The following is a 19,954-nucleotide window of genomic DNA, read 5'->3' as shown; positions in this document are numbered from 1 at the left end:
CGCCTATCCGTTCCGCGTGTTCGTCTCGCCCGGCCGGGGCCACGGCATCTCCCCGGTCAGGGTGGACCACTGCCAGTGCTGGAAGTCCGTGGTCCGCAGCTGCTCCGGGAACGCGCCCGGCGTCGCGTCGAGCCCGCCGACGTGCACGTTCACCGGGGCGGTGATCTTCCGCCCGTCCGGTGTGCCGACCGTGTACTCGAACCGGTCGTAGCCCGCGAAGCCCTGGTGGGGGAGGTAGGTGAGCCAGCCGTCGTGCGAGACCTGCGCGGTGCCGAACCGCGGCTGGGTCAGGGAGATCGGCGTGCTGCCCTCCGGCACCGCCGAGAGCATGTTCACCGAGCCCTGCGCGCCCGGGGCGGTGACGATGCGCAGCCCCGGCGCGAAGGACGAACGGATCATCAGCGCGTGGTCGCGGAGCGATCCGGTGCGGATCAGCTTGCGCCCGGCGCGCTCCGGCACGGCGACGGTGATCTGCGGCCGCAGCCGAGGCTCCTTCTTCGGCTGCTTGACCCGCAGGGAAAGCACACCGGTGCCGGTCTGCCCCGGTTCGGCGCGGACCCGGAACCAGCGCTGCCGGGGGAAGTACTCCAGCTGCTGGATGGAGATGATCTCGGCCGTGTCGGCGAGGTACTTCTCCTGCAGATACGCGTAGCCGAAGGGAGCCCCCTCCACCGCCACGGACAGTCCCAGCTGCACGACGTCACCGGGGACGACCCCCTGGAAGGGGTCGGCGGAGCTGTAGAGGGCCGCGTGGACCACACCGGGAGAGGTTTCTTCGGTACCGACGGCCCTGCCGCGGCACAGCAGGTAGTTCATGAGCCGGCCTTCTGGTCACGGACGGGGGAGACGCGCGAGCGCGTGCGGTGCAGGAACGTGGCGTCGTCCAGCCAGCCCATCTCGTCGTACGAGAAGCTGCGCCGGTCCAGGTCCTTCACCCAGTGCCCGGGGATCACCTGCTGGGTCGCCAGGGCGCGCGCCACGAACCGGGCGCACTCGATGGCCCCCTCGGCGCGCAGATGCACGTTGTCCGCGTCCTGCACGACCGGCATCAGGGGCTCACCGGGCCGCAGGTAGGTGAACACGTGCTTGGTCTCCTCGGGGCCGAGCTCCTCCCACCACTGCAGGCTCTGCCCGTACATGTCGATGAGCGGGACGTGCTCCTCGGCCGCGAGCTGCCGCATGGCCAGCGGGTAGTCGGCGAGGAACCGGCTGACATTGCCGTGCCGGTCGATGCGGCGCCGCTCGAAGGGCATCATCAGGATCGGGTGCCCCTGGGCCTCACGGGCACCCGTCACATACGCCCGCAGGTGCTCCATGAAGTCCTCGAACGGCTCCGTGTGGATACCGGGGTCGGGCTTCCAGTCGATCTGGCCGAAGGCCATGATCAGGTAGTCGCCCGGGGCCATGTTGTCGAGGATCCACTGGAGCCGTCCGCGCTCGCGGAAGCTCTTCGTACTGGCCCGCCCACGGGAGCAGTTGACCACTTCCACGTCATCGGTGAGGAACAGGCCGAGGGCCTGCCCCCAGCCCATCATCGGAAGATGGCTCGCCGGCCGGGTCACCGTGCCCGAGCCGCCGGACAGGAAGATCCTGGCCCGGTGGCCCGAGTGCTCTGCGCTTGCGTACGTCATGTTTCTCTCTCGGCACCATGCCCCGGGCGGACCCTAGAGCTCCTGGTTTTCCTGTCGGCTGAGCACGGATGCGATCGCCTGCTCGAAGCCCGACAGCGGCGCGTTGCCCGCGGTCGGGTCCTGCTGGCGCACGTCGATGACATGTCCCGTCATCCGGGAGAGCAGCACGTCGAGCGAGCTGCGGGCCACCGACTCGGAGGACAGCAGGGAGCCCTCGGGCTCCTGCCCGAACGCCTGGGTGCGCATCGGGGTCGCCGTGCGCTCCGGGTTCACGCAGTTGACGCGGATTCCGTCCTCGGCCCATTCCTCGGCGAGCGCCTGCGTCAGGTTCACCACGGCGGCCTTGGTGGAGGAGTACAGGCTGTACTCGGCGCGGCCGCGCGTGTAGCTGCTGGAGGTGAAGAGCAGCAGCTGGCCGCCGCTCTCGGCGAGGTACTTGTAGGAGGCGCGGGCGATGTTCACCGGCGCGACGTAGTTGACCTCGGTCGCCTCCCGGATGACCTCGGCGCTGGTCTCGGCCAGTCGGCCGGTGCGCAGTACGCCCGCGGTGTTCACGACGTAGTCGATCCGGCCGGTCTCGGTGTACGCCCGGGTGAGCGCCTCCTCGACGTCCGACGGGTTCTCGACGTGGGTGCCGGTGGTGGAGCGGCCGAGCGCGTACACCGTGGCGCCGTGGCTCTCCGCCAGCCGCGCGATGTCCGCGCCGATGCCGTACGAGCCGCCGAAGACCAGCATGGTCCGGCCGGACAGCCGCTCGCGGTAGGACTCATCGCCGGCCTGCTGCGGCGCGGTCGAGGAGGCGAGCTGGAAGAGCTTGTCGGCGATGAAGACGTCGACCGGCTGGGTGACCTTCATGTTGTACTCGTCGCCCATGACCACGTTGACCGGCACGTCGGGCAGGTACTTGATGACGACGGAGCAGTCGTCGGTGGCCTCGAAGGAGGGGTCCGCCAGGGCCAGCTCGTACGCCCGGCGGATCGTGGAGAGCCGGAAACCCTGCGGGGTCTGGCCGCGCCGCAGCCGCGACCGGTCGGGCACCTCGGTGATGAACTCGCCGTCGTCCCCGTGCGTGCGGGTCACGATGATGGTGTCCGAGGACGGGATGGCCACGTCCACGGCCTGGTAGCGCTCCAGCGCCTCCACGCACTCCTTGACCACCCGCTGCGACAGCAGCGGCCGCACGGCGTCGTGGAAGAGTAGGTTGCAGTCCTCGCCCGCCGGCAGGTCCTCGGACACGGCCCGGATGGCGATGCTGGTCGTCTCGCTGCGGGTCGCACCACCGGCCAGCACCTTGGTGACCTTGCTCAGACCGGCCTTCGCGACGATCTTCTCGGCCTCCGCCGTGTAGTCGGCGGCCATGAGGACGATGATCTCGTCCACGTCCGGGGCGTTCTCGAAGATGCACAGGGTGTGCTCGAGTATCGACTTGCCTGCGATCTTCAGCAGCTGCTTCGGAATCGCGAGCCCGACGCGCTGTCCGGTGCCACCGGCGAGGACGACGGCACACGTACGGCGTCGGGTTGCACGGCTGGTCAAGATTTCCGGCCTCCTGGATGAGGGTGAAGCTGGACGAGGGTGGGATGACGACGGGGAATTACGGAAAGCGAAAACGGTTACGCGATGACGTGCGGCGCTTCCGGGTACTCGACCGGGAAGTCCTGCAGACCCCGTCGGTACAGGTCGTTCGCCGCGGCGTTGAAGCGGACGACCGACGGCGGATAGTCCGGACCGAGCAGGTATTCCTTCAGCTGCTCGCGGTACTGCGCCATGACGTCGCGGTCCGGGTTGAGCATCGCGTCGAGGGCTTCGCTCAGTCCGTTGCACTCGGAATCCAGCAGGTACGACGCGTAGGCGGTGCGCTGCTCGTTCCTGAACTCGTTGTCCGGCAGACCCTCGAGGTTGAAGATCGCGTACGGCTTCCGGGTCGCGACGAAGTCCGACACCACGCTGGACATGTCGCCGATGAGCAGGTCGGAGTGGTTGAAGCAGTCGTTCAGCGCGGGGATCCGGTCCAGCACCACATGGTGGGCCTCGTCCGGAATGGCACTCCAGTAGAGCGCGCCGGCCTGGTTGCGGCTGCGGCGGATGCGGGCCGTGCGCTCGCCCTCGGTGAGGTCCGGGTACGGCGAGCGGACGCCGCGCTCGGAGAGGTCGGCGATGCGCTTGTCGATCCGGGCCAGCTTGCGGGCGGCGCTCTTGGAGTCGGTGACCTTGCGGCCGAACCGGCGGGCGTTGTCCTCCTGGAGGAGGGTGATGATGCGCCGGTGCGCGGCCGCCGCCGCGGGGGAGCGGGTGCCGGTCAGCGGGTGCGGCTTGTAGATGATCCGCAGCTGCCGCTCGTGCGAGAGCAGGATCTCCATGAGTTTCTCACCGGCGGGGATGACCGAGGTGTAGCAGGCGTCGTCGGTCCAGCCCTCCCACGTCGGTGCGTAGATCACCGTGGGGATGGGGTTGGCCACCGCGCCGGTCCACCGGTGCAGGGACATCAGCTGCGGACGGCCGACCTCGACGATCTGGTTGTGGCTGACGGCGTGCTTGATGCGCTCGTACCGGTCGCGGCCGGCCCGGCCGGCCACCCATATCTCGTCGAACACCTTGCTGACGCGGTTGCTGGAGGCCAGCTTGTCGCTGTCGCCGTGGCCGATGAAGACATGCTTCACCTCGGCGCGTTGAAGCATATGGACGTTCTTGCCCGCATTGCCCGGATAGAGAGAGACGCGCAGTTCGGGCATCTCCACGCGGGCCAGGTACTCGGCCTTGGGGACGCAGATCACCGGGACGGACGTGGCGTCCAGGTAGCGCAGCGTCGCCCGTTCGCGCAGCACGATGATGGGCCGCAGGTCGAGCGACTCCAGCGACTCCAGCCACATGTTGACCTGGTACATGAAGTCCCGGGACACCGCGGCGAAGGTGAAGTACAGCGCGACCTGGGGGCGGTACTGGGCGAGCTGCTCGTTCAGTTCGTCGATCGCCTCGTCGGCGGTGGGGAGAATCAGGGCGTTCCGGGCGCCGGGCAGCAGGACGAGCAGTGCCAGATAAGCGACCGAAACGGCGATGATCCCGCCGAAGGTGACATAACGCCAGTTGTCGGTCGCCATCGTGCCGAGCGCGCCGGCCACCAGCGGGACGTCCAGGTGCAACGTCTTGCGGACGTGCTTGTTCATCAGGAACGGGTGGGGCATGCGCCGGATGCCCAGCGACTCCAGGTCCAGGGCGCGTGTGGTGTACGGCAGTTCCTGGCGCTTGGTGCGCACGTGCTTCAGGACGGCGCCGTAGGCGAGCTGGAGGACGAAGAGGAGGAGCAGTCCCACCGAGGTGATCTGGACGACGAAGGAGTCGATGTCCGCGATGGATCCGCACAGGGCGAGCAGCAGGAACTGGCGGATGAGGAAGCGGATCGTCAGGCCGAAGCGCGAGTCCCGGAGCCGGTCCAGGGTCGAGGAGGCGGTGCTGTGCAGCATCAGGTCGGCCCCGTAGCTGACCGCGGCGGCGACGGCGAACACCGTGAGGGAGGCCATGACCACGGCCGCCACCATGCCGACGAAGCTGCCGACCAGGGCGCTCGATATGAGGATCCCCAGCAAGGCCTGACGATGTTGCTTGCCCATGGCCTGTGAGGCCCTCCTTCGGCGGAAGCTGCGCCACGGTGGGGGGCGTGACAGCGGGACTGTGTGGAACTTGTGAAGTGCCCGTCGCAGTATAGGCAACGAGTACGCCCCCGGTGAACCGTGAAAGGTTATACCGGTAAACGTCTCACGGCTGGTTGCGAAACAGTTGTCAAACCATGTCGGCGGCGATATGTGATGCGAGTAACATGGTTGCACTACGTCACCGTAGCATTACGGTACGTATGGACGCGTCATGGCTTGAATCCATAGAGTGCGATATTCCGGCGGCCCGGTGATTTCACCGAGAAACCGATGCACAGCAGGGGATCCGGGGCCAGTCGGACCGCGATCCCCTCCGGCTCCCGGTACCGCAGGGACGGGTCGACGGAAACATGCCCACGGCCCGCCGCATTTCCCGTCCGCAGATCGATGGCGGATACGAAGGTATTTCCTCCGGACGATCGCGGATTTCTCCCGCCGGGCTTGCTGTAGGGATTTCCGGTGAGCTGGTAGATGTAATCGCCGTGAAGTGCGCAGCCCTGGAACGTCTCGCCTTCCAGAATTGCCGAGTTCTCCACCGTGTGCAGGGGTTCGTAATTCCCCTCCAGGAAATCCTTCATCCGGTGGACCGAGTAACGGTGCTCCTCGCCGGCCCAGTAGCTGACCAGGACCCGTCCGGTCGGCACGTCCAGGGCCGGGCTGACCTTCGTACTGCCCTCGGGGGTCGGAGTGTGGTGTTCCACGGCCGAGGACGAGCTGTCCAGGACGGCGCCGTCGCGAAAGCGCACCCGGGTCACGGAGCGGCCGAAGCCCGTCCGAGGATTCGCGTCGGACTCCACCCACAGCCGCGCCTTCGAGCCGTCCGGCTCCACTCCCATGGAGAGGCCGTGCCCGAAGCCCCGGAGAAACATCTGCCCCAGCCCCTCCCCGGAAGGAGAGAATTTGGTGACGCACATGTCCCCCGCGCGGCGGCGTTCATCGGAGTCGAGAGCCTCGGACTCGCCGCTCAACTCCCGTCCCCCCTGGACGAGTTGCAGAACGTACACATGGCGGTTGACATCATCGAACGCGAGGGACTGCGGTCCGGTGACGTCATGGAGCGGGGTCGGCGCCCACAGCTGCTCCGCGGTGGAGATGTCGAACACTCCGGCCTTCGCGGGGACATGCCCGGGGCCCTTCCCGTCGCCGCCCCCGCCGCCCGGCGCGGACGGCCCCTCCGGCCACAGCGCCACGCCCACCGCACCGCCCACGGCCAGCGAGGCCGCCGCGGCGCCCCCGGTGAGGAACAGGGTTCTGCGGCTGAAGCGGTGTCCTGGGTTCGCCATGGTGCGGTTTTGCCGTTCTGTGCCGTTTCGCGCTGATGGGCCGGGCCGGACGGGGTCCGGCCCGGAGGAGAAGATCCATCATTCTGCCATCGGATGTTCACCCGTCGAACACACACCTGACGACGGATGCCCGCCCCCACCGTGTGGGAACGGGCACCCGCGCGCGGTCAAGCGGTACGGCTAGGCCGGGACGCTCGCCACGCCCTGCTCCAGGAACGGCTTGCCGTTCACCCGCTGGGAGACGCCCTCGCGGTCCAGGTACGGCGTGATGCCGCCCAGGTGGAAGGGCCAGCCGGCGCCCGTGATCAGGCAGAGGTCGATGTCCTGCGCCTCGGCGACGACACCCTCCTCCAGCATCAGGCCGATCTCCTGCGCCACCGCGTCCAGGACACGGTCACGGACCTGCTGCTCCGTCAGGACGGTGTCGCCCTGCTTGAGCAGCGCGGCGACCTCGGGGTCCAGCTCCGGCTTCCCGGAGTCGTAGACGTAGAAGCCGCGCTTGCCCGCCTCGACGACGGCCTTGAGGTTCGGGGACACCGTGAAGCGGTCCGGGAAGGCCCGGTTGAGGGTCTCCGAGACGTGCAGGCCGATCGCCGGGCCGACGAGCTCCAGGAGAACCAGCGGGGACATCGGCAGACCGAGCGGCTCGATGGCCTTCTCCGCGGTCTCGACCGGCGTGCCCTCGTCGATGACGTTCTGGATCTCGCCCATGAAGCGGGTCAGGATGCGGTTCACGACGAACGCCGGGGCGTCCTTCACCAGGACCGCGGTCTTCTTGAGCTTCTTGGCGACACCGAACGCGGTCGCCAGCGACGCGTCGTCCGTCTTCTCGCCGCGCACGATCTCCAGGAGCGGGAGGATCGCGACCGGGTTGAAGAAGTGGAAGCCGACGACCCGCTCCGGGTGCTGGAGCTTCGAGGCCATCTCCGACACCGACAGCGACGAGGTGTTGGTGGCGAGGATCGCGTGCGCCGGGGCGACCGCCTCGACCTCCGCGAACACCTTCTGCTTGACCGACATCTCCTCGAACACGGCCTCGATGATGAAGTCCGCGTCCGCGAAGCCCTCGGCCTTGTCCAGGACGCCGGTCACCAGCGCCTTGAGGCGGTTGGCCTTGTCCTGGTTGATGCGGCCCTTGCCGAGCAGCTTCTCGATCTCGGCGTGGACATAACCCACACCCTTGTCGACGCGCTCCTGGTCGATGTCGGTCAGGACGACCGGCACCTCGAGGCGGCGCAGGAAGAGCAGGGCCAGCTGCGAGGCCATCAGACCGGCGCCGACGACACCGACCTTGGAGACCGGACGCGCCAGCGACTTGTCCGGGGCGCCGGCGGGACGCTTGCCGCGCTTCTGCACCAGGTTGAAGGCGTAGATGCCGGACCGCAGTTCGCCACCCATGATCAGGTCGGCGAGCGCGGTGTCCTCGGCGTCGAAGCCCTTCTGGAGGTCGCCGTCCTTGGAGGCGGCGATGACGTCCAGCGCGCGGTACGCGGCCGGAGCGGCGCCGTGCACCTTGGAGTCCGCGATGAAGCGGCCGCGCGCGACGGCCTGGTCCCAGGCCTCGCCGCGGTCGATCTCGGCGCGCTCGACCACGATCTCGCCCTTGAGGACGGACGCGGTCCAGATCAGCGACTGCTCGAGGAAGTCGGCGCCCTCGAAGAGCGCGTCGGCGATGCCGAGGTCGTAGACCTGCGCGCCCTTGAGCTGCTTGTTCTGGTTGAGCGAGTTCTCGATGATCACCGAGACCGCGCGGTCCGCGCCGATCAGGTTCGGCAGGATCGTGCAGCCGCCCCAGCCCGGGACGAGACCGAGGAAGACCTCGGGCAGCGAGAACGCCGGCAGCGCCTTGGAGACGGTGCGGTAGGTGCAGTGCAGACCGACCTCGACACCGCCGCCCATCGCCGCGCCGTTGTAGTACGCGAACGTCGGCACCGCGAGCGCGGACAGCCGCTTGAAGACGTCGTGGCCGCCCTTGCCGATGGCCAGCGCGTCCTCGTGCCGCTTCAGCAGCTCGACGCCCTTGAGGTCGGCGCCGACCGCGAAGATGAACGGCTTGCCGGTGATGCCGACGCCGACGATGTCGCCGTTCGCCGCCTCGGCCTCCACCTGGTCGATGGCGACGTTCAGGTTCGCCAGCGACTGGGGACCGAAGGTCGTCGGCTTGGTGTGGTCGAAGCCGTTGTCCAGCGTGATCAGCGCGAACCGGCCCGCACCCGCAGGCAGTTCGAAGTGACGTACGTGGGCGCTGGTGACGACCTCGTCCGGGAACAGCTCGGCCGCGCCCTTCAAAAGCTCAGCGGTGGTGCTCACTTGCTGCCTCCGGCGTCCTTGTGGTGCGGGTTCTCCCAGATGACCGTGGCGCCCATGCCGAAGCCGACGCACATGGTGGTGAGGCCGTAGCGGACCTCCGGCTGCTCCTCGAACTGGCGGGCCAGCTGCGTCATCAGACGGACGCCGGAGGAGGCGAGCGGGTGACCGTAGGCGATCGCGCCGCCGTACTGGTTGACGCGCGCGTCGTCGTCGGCGATGCCGTAGTGGTCCAGGAAGGCCAGGACCTGGATGGCGAACGCCTCGTTGATCTCGAAGAGGTTGATGTCCTCGATCGACAGGCCGGCCTTGGCGAGGGCCTTCTCGGTCGCGGGGATCGGGCCGTAGCCCATGACCTCGGGCTCGACGCCGGCGAAGGCGTACGAGACGAGACGCATCTTGACGGGCAGGCCGTTCTCGCGGGCGAAGTCCTCGGACGCGATGATCGACGCGGTGGCACCGTCGTTGAGACCGGCCGCGTTGCCGGCCGTGACGCGGCCGTGGGTACGGAACGGCGTCTTCAGCCCGGCGAGGCTCTCCAGGGTCGTACCCGGGCGCATCGGCTCGTCGGCGGTGACCAGGCCCCAGCCGGTCTCCCCGGCCTCCGGGCTGGTGCGGCGCACCGAGATCGGCACCAGGTCCTGCTGGATCTTGCCGTTGGCGTACGCCTTGGCGGCCTTCTCCTGCGAGCGCACGGCGTACTCGTCGGCGCGCAGCTTGGTGATGTGCGGGTAGCGGTCGTGCAGGTTCTCCGCGGTCATGCCCATGAACAGGGCGGACTCGTCGACCAGCTTCTCGCTGACGAACCGCGGGTTCGGGTCGACGCCCTCGCCCATCGGGTGGCGGCCCATGTGCTCGACACCACCGGCGATGACGGCGTCGTACGCGCCGAAGGCGATGGAACCGGCGACCGACGTCACGGCGGTCAGCGCGCCCGCGCACATACGGTCGATGGAGTAACCGGGCACGGACTGCGGCAGACCCGCGAGGATGCCCGCGGTGCGGCCGAGGGTCAGGCCCTGGTCGCCGATCTGCGTGGTGGCCGCGATGGCGACCTCGTCGATCTTCGCGGGGTCGAGCTCCGGGTTGCGCCGCAGCAGCTCCCGGATCGCCTTCACGACAAGATCGTCGGCCCGGGTCTCGTGGTAGATGCCCTTCGGGCCCGCCTTGCCGAACGGGGTGCGGACGCCGTCGACGAAGACGACGTCCCTGACGGTACGAGGCACGATGGCTCTCCTCCAGGGTGCGGGGTGGCACTGCTGCGGGCACGCGACTAAGCGCGCGCTTGCTGCCCCCATGCTACTTGTGGGTAACCAGGCTGCCCAGCCCCTGCGCCGGGAGCGGCGAACGTCACACCGCCCACCGGTACGACGAGGCCCCCGGCCGGAGGGCCGAGGGCCGCGTGTGTCCCGGGCCGGAAACGGGTCAGGGCGCCGCCGCCAGCGCGCCGGCCAGGAGCGGGGCCGCGAGGTCCACCTGCCACTGGCGGGCGCCGTACGCCGTCAGCGCGTCCGCGACGGCGGTCACCGAGGCGTCCGCCGGGGGCTCCCAGCAGACCCGGCGGACCGTGTCCGGCGCGATCAGGTTCTCCTGCGGCAGGCTCAGCTCCTCGGCGAGCGTCGAGACCGCGGCGCGCGCCGCCGAGAGCCGGGCCGCGGCCGCGGGGTCCTTGTCCGCCCAGGAACGCGGCGGCGGCGGGCCGGCCACCTGCTGGCCGGGCTGCGGCAGCTCGGACTCCGGCAGCGCCTTGGCCCGGTCCACGGCCGTCTGCCACTGCTCCAGCTGCCTGCGGCCCATCCGGTGTCCGAACCCGGGCAGCGCGGTCAGCGCCTGGACGTTGGGCGGGACGGCCAGGGCCGCCTCGACGATCGCCGCGTCGCTGAGCACCTTGCCCGGCGACACGTCACGTCGCTGTGCCACCGCGTCCCGGGTCGTCCACAGCTCCCGTACGACCGCCATCTGACGGCGGCGGCGGACCTTGTGCATCCCGGACGTCCGGCGCCAGGGGTCCTTGCGCGGCGGAGCGGGCGGCGCCGCGGCGATCGCCTCGAACTCCTGCAGGGCCCACTCCAGCTTCCCCTGCCGGTCGAGCTCCTTCTCCAGTGCGTCACGCAGGTCGACGAGCAGCTCGACGTCCAGCGCGGCGTACCGGAGCCAGGGCTCGGGCAGCGGGCGGGTCGACCAGTCCACCGCGGAGTGGCCCTTCTCCAGCGCGAACCCGAGGACGCTCTCCACCATCGCGCCGAGGCCGACCCGGGGGAAGCCGGCGAGGCGCCCGGCCAGCTCGGTGTCGAACAGCCGGGTCGGGACCATGCCTATTTCGCGCAGGCAGGGCAGGTCCTGGGTCGCGGCGTGCAGGATCCACTCGCTGCCGGCGAGCGCCTCGCCGAGCCCGGAGAGGTCCGGGCAGCCCACAGGGTCGATCAGCGCGCTGCCCGCACCCTCGCGGCGCAGCTGTACGAGATAGGCACGCTGGCCGTAGCGGTAGCCGGAGGCGCGCTCGGCGTCGACGGCCACCGGACCGCTTCCGGCGGCGAAGGCGGCGATGACTTCCCGCAGGGCGTCGTCCGTCGCGACCACCGGCGGGATGCCCTCGCGGGGCTCCAGCAGCGGGATCGGCAGCCCATTCGCAGGGACGTCGTCGTCCGGGGGAGCGCCCCCGGTGGTTCGCAGTGCTGTCTCTGCTGCGGTGTCTTGGGCGTCGGTCACATGTCAAGGGTATCCGTGAACGGACGGCGCCCGTCGACGGAACGTTCCGTCGACGGGCGCCGATGTTTCGTCAACCTCTCAGTGAATGATCCCGGTGCGCAGGGCCACGGCGACCATTCCGGCCCGGTCGCCGGTGCCGAGCTTGCGGGCGATGCGGGCCAGGTGGCTCTTCACGGTCAGCGCGGACAGGCCCATGGAGACGCCGATGGCCTTGTTGGACTGGCCTTCGGCGACGAGCCGGAGGACCTCGACCTCACGGCCGGAGAGTTCGCGGTAGCCGCCCGGGTGGCTCGGGGTGCCGGGGGGCCGGCGGTGCATACGGGCGGCGGCGGCACCGATGGGGGCGGCACCGGGGCGGGTGGGGTGGCCGATGTTGGTTCTCGTACCGGTGACGACGTAGCCCTTGACTCCGCCCGCGAGGGCGTTGCGCACGGCGCCGATGTCGTCCGCGGCCGACAGGGCCAGGCCGTTGGGCCAGCCCGCCGCGCGGGTCTCGGACAGCAGGGTCAGCCCGGAACCGTCGGGCAGGTGGACGTCGGCCACGCAGATGTCGCGCGGGTTGCCGACGCGGGGACGGGCCTCCGCGATGGACGACGCCTCGATGACGTCACGCACTCCGAGGGCCCACAGGTGGCGGGTGACGGTGGAGCGGACGCGCGGGTCGGCCACGACGACCATGGCCGTCGGCTTGTTCGGGCGGTAGGCGACCAGGCTTGCGGGCTGCTCGAGGAGAACGGACACCAGGCCTCCTGGAAAGGGGGGTGCGGGACGGAGCCGGCTCGGGGAAGAGAAGCCGGGGGCGAACCCGTGCTTGAAGGGTCATTGACCTCTTCGGCAGGTACCTCGTCCTCCTTTAGAGAAAGATCACGATTTGGTGAGTAACAATTGGTGCAATTCGGACGCGTGATCGATCATCCTACGAGTGAGCCGCACGGACGGAACCCAGCGAAGAGCCCCCGGCGCACAGCGCCGGGGGCCGCATCCTAGGCCCGCGCGAGCCCTCGTTCCCGCCTACGTCTGCTGCGGGCCCCGGCGCTGTGGCAGCGACACCACACCCGCGGCCGTGCCCGTCTCCACCGGCCCCGCGCCGGCCGGCGGCAGGCCCGCGATCTGGCAGAGCAGATCGCACCAGGCCGCCAGGTGCGCCGCCGTGTCCGGGACGCCGTCCTGGCCCTCTCGCGGCGTCCAGGACGCCCTGATCTCGATCTGGGTCGCCGGCAGCCGCTCCGCCAGTCCACCGAAATAGTGAGACCCCGCACGGGTGACGGTGCCGCTCGCCTCCCCGTAGGCCAGGCCGCGCGCCTCCAGGGCGCCCGTCAGCCACGACCAGCAGACCTCCGGCAACAGCGGGTCCGCCGCCATCTCCGGCTCCAGCTCCGCCCGTACCAGCGTCACCAGCCGGAACGTGCCCTGCCAGGCGTCATGGCCGTCCGGATCGTGCAGCAGGACCAGCCGGCCGTCGGCGAGATCCTCCTCGCCCTCGACGACCGCCGCCTCCAGCGCGTACGCGTACGGGGCGAGGCGCTGCGGCGGCCGGGTCGGGTCGACCTCGATCTCCGGGCGCAGCCTCGCGGACCGCAGCGCCTCCACCGCCAGCCGGAAGGTGGGTGGGACGGAGTTCCCCTCGGTGCTCTCCGTGCCTTCGGTGCCGTCGGAATGATCGGAAAACTGTCCCTGAGCCGCAGCCATGCGGGGAAGAGTAGGCGGAACGGGGGCCTCGCGCAGGGAGGGACACCCGGCCCGGCCCGGCCGCTTGCCCGCACATGCGAAGATTCTGGGCGTGAGTGCCAACCGCCCCTCGGGCCAGCAGACGCAGACGTACGACTCCCCGTTCATGAAGGCGTGCCGCCGGGAGCCCGTGCCGCACACGCCGGTGTGGTTCATGCGGCAGGCCGGACGCTCGCTGCCCGAGTACCTGAAGGTGCGCGAGGGCATCCCGATGCTCGACTCGTGCATGATGCCCGAGCTCGTCACCGAGATCACCCTGCAGCCGGTGCGGCGCCACAAGGTCGACGCGGCGATCTACTTCAGCGACATCGTGGTGCCCCTCAAGGCCATCGGCATCGACCTGGACATCAAGCCCGGCGTCGGACCCGTCGTCGCCGACCCCATCCGCACCCGCGCCGACCTGGCCCGGCTGCGCGATCTGACCCCGGAGGACGTCCACTACGTCACCGAGGCCATCGGGATGCTCACCGGCGAACTGGGCTCCACTCCGCTGATCGGCTTCGCGGGCGCGCCCTTCACCCTGGCCAGCTACCTCGTCGAGGGCGGCCCGTCGCGCAACCACGAGCACACCAAGGCGCTCATGTACGGCGACCCCGAGCTCTGGGCGGACCTGCTCGACCGCCTCGCCGAGATCACCGCCGCCTTCCTCAAGGTCCAGATCGAGGCGGGCGCCTCGGCCGTGCAGCTCTTCGACTCCTGGGTGGGCGCGCTGGCCCCCGCCGACTACCGCCGCTCGGTGATGCCCGCCTCCGCGAAGGTCTTCGACGCGGTCGCCTCCTACGGCGTCCCGCGCATCCACTTCGGTGTGGGGACGGGCGAGCTGCTCGGCCTCATGGGCGAGGCCGGCGCGGACGTCGTCGGCGTGGACTGGCGCATCCCGCTGGACGAGGCCGCCCGGCGCGTCGGCCCCGGCAAGGCGCTCCAGGGCAACCTCGACCCGGCCGTCCTGTTCTCCACCACCGACGCGGTCGAGACCAAGACCCGTGAGGTCCTGGACGCCGCGTCCGGTCTGGAGGGGCACATCTTCAACCTGGGTCACGGCGTCCTGCCGACGACGGACCCGGACGCGCTGACGCGACTGGTGGAGTACGTCCACACGCAGACCGCGCGCTGACGCGACGGCGCTCGCCGCCGGGGGACCGGCGGCGAGCGCCGAGAGGTGTCGGTACGGGCGGTTGCTCTGCCGCTCAGCGTCACCCGGCGTCCGATGCGGCGCGCTCAGCCCTCCGCCCGCACCGCCGCCAGCGCCTTGCGGGCAGCCACCAGGACCGGGTCCCACACGGGTGAGAACGGCGGCGCGTAGCCCAGGTCCAGGGCCGTCATCTGCTCCACGGTCATTCCCGCCGTCAACGCCACCGCGGCGATGTCCACCCGCTTCGCGGCGCCCTCCCGGCCGACGATCTGCACGCCGAGGAGCCGGCCCGTGCGGCGTTCGGCCAGCATCTTCACCGTCATCGGGGCGGCTCCGGGGTAGTACCCGGCGCGGCTGGTCGACTCGATGGTCACCGCCACGTAGCGCAGCCCGACCTCGCGGGCCTCCTTCTCCCGCAGGCCCGTGCGGGCGATCTCCAGCGCGCACACCTTGCTCACGGCCGTGCCCACCACGCCGGGGAACGTCGCGTACCCGCCGCCCACGTTCGCGCCGATGACCTGACCGTGCTTGTTGGCGTGGGTGCCCAGTGCGATGTGGCGCTCACGGCCCGACACCAGGTCGAGGACCTCGACACAGTCGCCGCCCGCCCAGATGTTCTCGTGTCCCCGGACCCGCATCGACAGGTCGGTGAGCAGCCCTCCGTACACACCGAGCGGCAGCCCCGCCGCCCGCGCCAGGGTCGTCTCGGGTTCCACGCCCATGCCCAGGACCACCACGTCCGCCGGATACTCGGCGTCGTCGGTGCAGACCGCGCGGACCCTGCCGTCGTCTCCTGTGAGGATCTTGGTGACGGCCGATCCGCCGACGGTGGTGATGCCCAGACCGTCCATCGCCTCGTGGACCAGCCGGCCCATGTCCGGGTCGAGGGTGGCCATCGGCTGCTCGCCGCGGTTGAGGACCGTCACCTCGTAGCCCCGGTTCAGCAGCGCCTCCGCCATCTCCACACCGATGTACCCGGCGCCCACCACCACGGCCCGCCGCCCCCGCGCGGCCGACAGAGAGTCCAGCAGCGCCTGGCCGTCGTCGAGGGTCTGCACGCCGTGCACGCCCGCCGCGTCCATGCCCGGCAGATCCGGCCGAACCGGCCTGGCGCCGGTGCCGATGACCAGCTTGTCGAAGCCCGTCCAGCTCTCCTCGCCGGCCTCCAGGTCCCGCACCCGGACCCGCTGCCCCGGCACGTCCAGCTCGGTCACCTCGGTCCGCATCCGCAGATCGATCGACCGCTCGCGGTGTTCCTCGGGCGTACGGGCGATCAGCTCGTCGCGGTCCCCGACGTCACCGCCGACCCAGTACGGGATCCCGCACGCCGAGTACGAGGTGAAGTGACCGCGCTCGAAGGCGACGATCTCCAGCTCCTCGGGGCTCTTGTGCCTGCGGGCCTGTGAGGCGGCGGACATGCCCGCCGCGTCGCCTCCGATGACCACCAGTCGCTCTGTCATGCGAACACGCTACGTCCGGGCGCCGGTTGAGTCCCGTCCGTGTGTCACCTCGGGGCGCTGCCGCCGGCCGGCGGACGTTTGAGACAGTGGGGTCATGCACACACGCACGGGCCACGTCGTCGTCATCGGAGGCGGCATCGCCGGCCTCGCCGCCGCCCACCGGCTGCTCTCCGCCGGGGTACGCGTCACCCTGCTGGAGGCCACCGACCGGCTCGGCGGCAAGCTGCACACCGGCGAGATCGAGGGCGTCCCCGTCGACCTGGGCGCCGAGTCGATGCTCGCCCGGCGCCCCGAGGCGATCGAGCTGGCGCGTGCCGTCGGGCTCGGCGACCGGCTCCAGCCGCCCGCCACCACCACCGCGTCCGTGTGGACCCGCGACGCCCTGCGGCCGATGCCCAAGGGTCACGTCATGGGCGTGCCGGGCGACGCCAGGGCCCTCGGGGACCTGCTCTCCGCCGAGGGTCTGCGCCGCGTGGGCCAGGACCAGGAGCTGCCGCCCACCGAGATCGGCGACGACATCGCCATCGGCGCGTACGTCGCCGCCCGCATGGGCCACGAGGTCGTCGACCGGCTCGTCGAGCCCCTGCTCGGCGGGGTCTACGCCGGAGACTCCTACCGGCTCTCCATGCGGGCCGCCGTCCCCGGGCTCTTCGACCAGGCCCGCACCCACCGCACGCTCACCGAGGCGGTGCGCGCCGTCCAGCGTGCCGGCGCCCAGCCGGCCGACGTGGCCGGATCCGGCGCCGCGCAGCCCGCCGCGGCGTTCATGGGCATCGACGGGGGAATCGGCACGCTGCCCCTTGCCGTCGCCGACGCCGTTCGCGCCCAGGGCGGCGACATCCACACCGAGGCCCCCGTCCTCGGCCTCACCCGGGCCGGCGACGCCTGGCACATCCGGACCGACACCCGGGTCGTCACCGCCGACGCGGTGATCCTCGCGACCCCCGCGTGGTCCGCCTCCGCGCTCCTCGCGACCGCGTCGCCGGCCGCGTCCGCCGAACTCGCCGAGGTCGAGTACGCGTCCATGGCCCTGGTGACCCTGGCCTTCCGGCGCTCCGACGTCGACGCCCTGCCCGGCTCGGGCTTCCTCGTGCCGCCCGTCGACGGCCACACCATCAAGGCGTCCACCTTCTCCACCCAGAAGTGGGAGTGGGTCTCCGGCAGCGCGCCCGACCTCTTCGTGCTCCGCACCTCGGTCGGCCGCTACGGCGAGGAGGAGCAGCTGCACCGCGAGGACGCCGACCTCGTGTCCGTCTCCCTCAAGGACCTCGGCGCCGCCACCGGCCTCGCGGCGAAGCCCGTGGCCACCGAGGTGACCCGATGGATCGGCGGCCTGCCGCAGTACCCGGTCGGTCATCTCGCACGCGTCGCGCGCATCCGGGAGGCCGTCGCCGGCCTGCCCGGCCTGCGTCTGTGCGGCGCGGTGTACGAGGGCGTCGGCATCCCGGCGTGCGTCGCGAGCGCCCACCGCGCCGCGGACGAGATCATCGCCACGCCCACCCTGGCGCGGGGCACGCTGAGTGACAGGCGAGAATAGCCGTATGAGTGCGCCCGAAAAGATCCCGAACGCCGGTAAGAAGGCGAAGGACCTCAACGAGGTCATCCGCTACACCCTGTGGTCCGTCTTCAAGCTGCGCGACGTCCTGCCCGAGGACCGGACCGGCTACGCCGACGAGGTCCAGGAGCTGTTCGACCAGCTCGCCGCCAAGGACATCACCGTCCGTGGCACCTACGACGTGTCCGGCCTGCGCGCCGACGCCGACGTGATGATCTGGTGGCACGCCGAGACCTCGGACGAGCTCCAGGAGGCGTACAACCTCTTCCGCCGCACCAGGCTCGGCCGTTCCCTCGAGCCGGTCTGGTCGAACATGGCGCTGCACCGCCCCGCCGAGTTCAACAAGTCGCACATCCCGGCCTTCCTGGCCGACGAGACGCCGCGTGACTACGTCAGCGTCTACCCCTTCGTGCGCTCCTACGACTGGTACCTGCTGCCGGACGAGGACCGCCGCCGGATGCTCGCGGACCACGGCAAGATGGCCCGTGGCTTCCCCGACGTCCGCGCCAACACGGTCGCCTCCTTCTCGCTCGGCGACTACGAGTGGCTGCTGGCCTTCGAGGCCGACGAGCTGTACCGCATCGTCGACCTGATGCGTCATCTGCGGGCCTCCGAGGCGCGGATGTACGTCCGCGAGGAGATCCCGTTCTACACCGGCCGCCGCAAGTCGGTCGCCGACCTGGTGGCGGGCCTGGCCTGACGGCCGACGACCTGGTGGTGGGCCCCCGACCAGAGCCCACCACCCCTTGACCCGGAAGATCAGACGGCGGGCGGATGCCCGGGCAGCATGCCCGGTTCACGCGCCACCCGCCGCTCCAGCGACACCGGGTCCGGCTCCGGGTGCGGCGCGCACGCAGCGCGCCGCACCGGCGTCTGCCCGTCGAGGAGATAGTTCTCCAGGTGGCGGTTGACACAGGCGTTGGGGCCGGCCGCGACCCCGTGCGTCCCGGCGCCCTGCTCGGTGACGAGCACCGACCCCGCGAGCCGCTCCTGAAGCTCCAGCGCCCCCTCGTACGGCGTGGCCGCGTCGCGCTCGGCGGCCAGGATCAGAACCGGCGGCAGCGCGCCCGGCGCGGTCCGGACGTCCAGCGGCTTCTGCCGGGGCGCCGACCAGTAGGCGCACGGCAGGTTCATCCAGGCGTTGTCCCACGTCTCGAACGGCGCGGTCCTCGCGAGCGCGGTGTTGTCACGGTCCCAGACCGTCCAGTCCGTCGGCCAGTCCGCGTCATTGCACTCGACAGCCGTGTAGACGGCGTTCCCGTTCTCCTCCTCCACCGCGTCCGCCTCACGCGGCGACGCCTGGTCGATCAGCTGCTTCGCGTCGCCGCTCAGGTACTTCGACAGGGCGGTCGCCCGCATCGGCCAGTAGTCGTCGTAGTACGCGGCCTTCAGGAACGCGGCGTGCAGCTGGCCCGGACCGACCTTCCCGCCGGCCGGGCGCTCGGCGAGCCGGGCACGGGCCTTCTCGTAGTTCCGCCCGACCTCCTCGGCCGTGGTGCCGAGCCCGTACGTCGTGTGATGCCTGGCCACCCACGCCCGGAAGTCGGCCCACCGCCGCTCGAACGCCGGTGACTGGTCGAGGTTGTTGCGGTACCAGATCTGTTCGGGGGCCGGGTGCACCACCGAGTCGAAGACCATGCGGCGTACGTGCCCGGGGAAGAGCGTGGCGTACAGCGCGCCGAAGTACGTCCCGTACGAGGCGCCCATGAACGTCAGCTTCCGCTCGCCCAGCGCCGCCCGCAGCACCTCCAGATCGCGGGCGTTGTTGAGGGAGGTGTAGTGGCGCAGCGCCTCGCCGGCCCCGCGCGCGCAGCCCTGTGCGTAGGCCTTCGCCTGCGCGATCCGCTCCAGCTTGTAGGACGGGGACGGCTCGGTCGGCGCCTGTGTGGGTGCCTTGAGGAAGTCGGCCGGGTCCTGGCAGGAGAGCGGCGCGGAACGGGCGACACCGCGCGGCGCGTACCCCACGAGGTCGTACGCTCCGGCGATCCGCTTCCACTCGGGCAGGCGGGCCGCCATGGGGAAATACATCGAGGAGGCGCCCGGACCCCCGGGGTTGTACACCAGCGCCCCCTGCCGCTGGGCCTTCTTGCCCGTGGCCCGCCCCCGGCTCACGGTCAGCTCGATGCGGCGGCCGTCCGGCTCGGCGTAGTCGAGCGGGACCTGGACGGTGCCGCACAGCACCGACGCCGGCAGCTTCTCCACCGCGGGGCAGGAACCGAAGGAGACACCGGCCTTTGCGGCCCGCTCGGCGGCCAGCGCGGTGCCGTGTGCTTCGGCGGTGGACACGTCGAGCCCCCCGGCGGGGGCGACGGCGAGGGCGGACAGCACCAGTGATCCGAGTGCTCCGTACAGGGCGACGGCTCTCATCGAACTCCCTTCGTACGACTCGGCACCGTGGGCGGTGCCGGGGGACACAAGGGATCGTTGGCGGGGCGGCCGGTGAAAGTAAAGGATCTCCGTGCGGTGTCGGGGCCAATGACTCCGATGCGCATCGGCCGC

General features: G+C 70.7%; 14 protein-coding genes and 1 pseudogene. 3 read left to right on the top strand and 12 right to left on the bottom strand.

Annotation, left to right across the window (positions count from 1 at the left end):
* Positions 1–3: 3 nt before the first annotated feature.
* The 10 genes and pseudogenes from ACZ7J0_RS03995 to ACZ7J0_RS03950 form a co-directional block, all read right to left on the bottom strand.
* Positions 4–816: an Ig-like domain-containing protein gene (locus ACZ7J0_RS03995; RefSeq protein WP_470883708.1), complete on the bottom strand. Its 813-nt coding sequence runs from the start codon at positions 814–816 to the stop codon at positions 4–6.
* Positions 813–1,631: a rhamnogalacturonan acetylesterase gene (locus ACZ7J0_RS03990; RefSeq protein ID WP_470883706.1), complete on the bottom strand. Its 819-nt coding sequence runs from the start codon at positions 1,629–1,631 to the stop codon at positions 813–815. Before ACZ7J0_RS03990 ends, ACZ7J0_RS03995 begins: the two co-directional genes overlap by 4 nt.
* A 33-nt stretch (positions 1,632–1,664) precedes the next feature.
* Positions 1,665–3,167, bottom strand: a complete 1,503-nt coding sequence (locus ACZ7J0_RS03985; RefSeq protein ID WP_470883704.1) for a D-ribitol-5-phosphate cytidylyltransferase — start codon at positions 3,165–3,167, stop codon at positions 1,665–1,667.
* A gap of 77 nt (positions 3,168–3,244) precedes the next feature.
* Positions 3,245–5,239, bottom strand: coding sequence for a hypothetical protein (locus ACZ7J0_RS03980; protein WP_470883702.1), 1,995 nt, complete (start codon positions 5,237–5,239; stop codon positions 3,245–3,247).
* Positions 5,240–5,736: 497 nt separating this feature from the next.
* A pseudogene (locus tag ACZ7J0_RS03975) lies at positions 5,737–6,564 on the bottom strand (phage baseplate protein); the annotation flags it as partial.
* Positions 6,565–6,744: 180 nt separating this feature from the next.
* Positions 6,745–8,874, bottom strand: a complete 2,130-nt coding sequence (locus ACZ7J0_RS03970) for a 3-hydroxyacyl-CoA dehydrogenase NAD-binding domain-containing protein (RefSeq protein ID WP_470883700.1) — start codon at positions 8,872–8,874, stop codon at positions 6,745–6,747.
* Positions 8,871–10,097 (bottom strand): thiolase family protein, encoded by a 1,227-nt coding sequence (locus ACZ7J0_RS03965; RefSeq protein WP_468704291.1) that lies wholly within the window; start codon positions 10,095–10,097, stop codon positions 8,871–8,873. The genes ACZ7J0_RS03970 and ACZ7J0_RS03965 overlap by 4 nt, the downstream gene beginning before the upstream one ends.
* A 199-nt stretch (positions 10,098–10,296) precedes the next feature.
* Positions 10,297–11,580 carry an HRDC domain-containing protein gene (locus ACZ7J0_RS03960; protein ID WP_470883698.1) on the bottom strand — a complete coding sequence of 428 codons (1,284 nt, stop codon included), beginning with the start codon at positions 11,578–11,580 and terminating at the stop codon, positions 10,297–10,299.
* Positions 11,581–11,658: 78 nt separating this feature from the next.
* Positions 11,659–12,321, bottom strand: a complete 663-nt coding sequence (locus ACZ7J0_RS03955) for a helix-turn-helix transcriptional regulator (RefSeq protein WP_274563363.1) — start codon at positions 12,319–12,321, stop codon at positions 11,659–11,661.
* Between the two features lie 270 nt (positions 12,322–12,591).
* Positions 12,592–13,269, bottom strand: coding sequence for a DUF3000 domain-containing protein (locus ACZ7J0_RS03950; protein ID WP_470883695.1), 678 nt, complete (start codon positions 13,267–13,269; stop codon positions 12,592–12,594).
* Between the two features lie 91 nt (positions 13,270–13,360).
* Here ACZ7J0_RS03950 and hemE point away from each other — a divergent pair, with 91 nt between their 5' ends.
* On the top strand, positions 13,361–14,422 hold the full coding sequence (gene hemE, locus ACZ7J0_RS03945; RefSeq protein WP_470883693.1) for a uroporphyrinogen decarboxylase: 1,062 nt from the start codon (positions 13,361–13,363) through the stop codon (positions 14,420–14,422).
* Between the two features lie 104 nt (positions 14,423–14,526).
* On the opposite strand, the gene ACZ7J0_RS03940 is transcribed toward hemE, so the two are convergent.
* Positions 14,527–15,900: an FAD-dependent oxidoreductase gene (locus ACZ7J0_RS03940; RefSeq protein WP_470883691.1), complete on the bottom strand. Its 1,374-nt coding sequence runs from the start codon at positions 15,898–15,900 to the stop codon at positions 14,527–14,529.
* Between the two features lie 94 nt (positions 15,901–15,994).
* On the opposite strand from ACZ7J0_RS03940, the gene hemG reads away from it, so the two are divergent.
* On the top strand, positions 15,995–17,437 hold the full coding sequence (hemG, locus tag ACZ7J0_RS03935; protein ID WP_470883689.1) for a protoporphyrinogen oxidase: 1,443 nt from the start codon (positions 15,995–15,997) through the stop codon (positions 17,435–17,437).
* Between the two features lie 4 nt (positions 17,438–17,441).
* Positions 17,442–18,155 (top strand): hydrogen peroxide-dependent heme synthase, encoded by a 714-nt coding sequence (gene hemQ, locus ACZ7J0_RS03930; protein ID WP_468704279.1) that lies wholly within the window; start codon positions 17,442–17,444, stop codon positions 18,153–18,155.
* A gap of 59 nt (positions 18,156–18,214) precedes the next feature.
* On the opposite strand, the gene ACZ7J0_RS03925 is transcribed toward hemQ, so the two are convergent.
* On the bottom strand, positions 18,215–19,822 hold the full coding sequence (locus tag ACZ7J0_RS03925) for an alpha/beta hydrolase (protein WP_470883687.1): 1,608 nt from the start codon (positions 19,820–19,822) through the stop codon (positions 18,215–18,217).
* Positions 19,823–19,954 lie beyond the last annotated feature (132 nt).

It is taken from the genome of Streptomyces sp. NPDC038280 (assembly GCF_055600045.1).
This window is presented reverse-complemented; position numbering and strand designations above follow the sequence as displayed.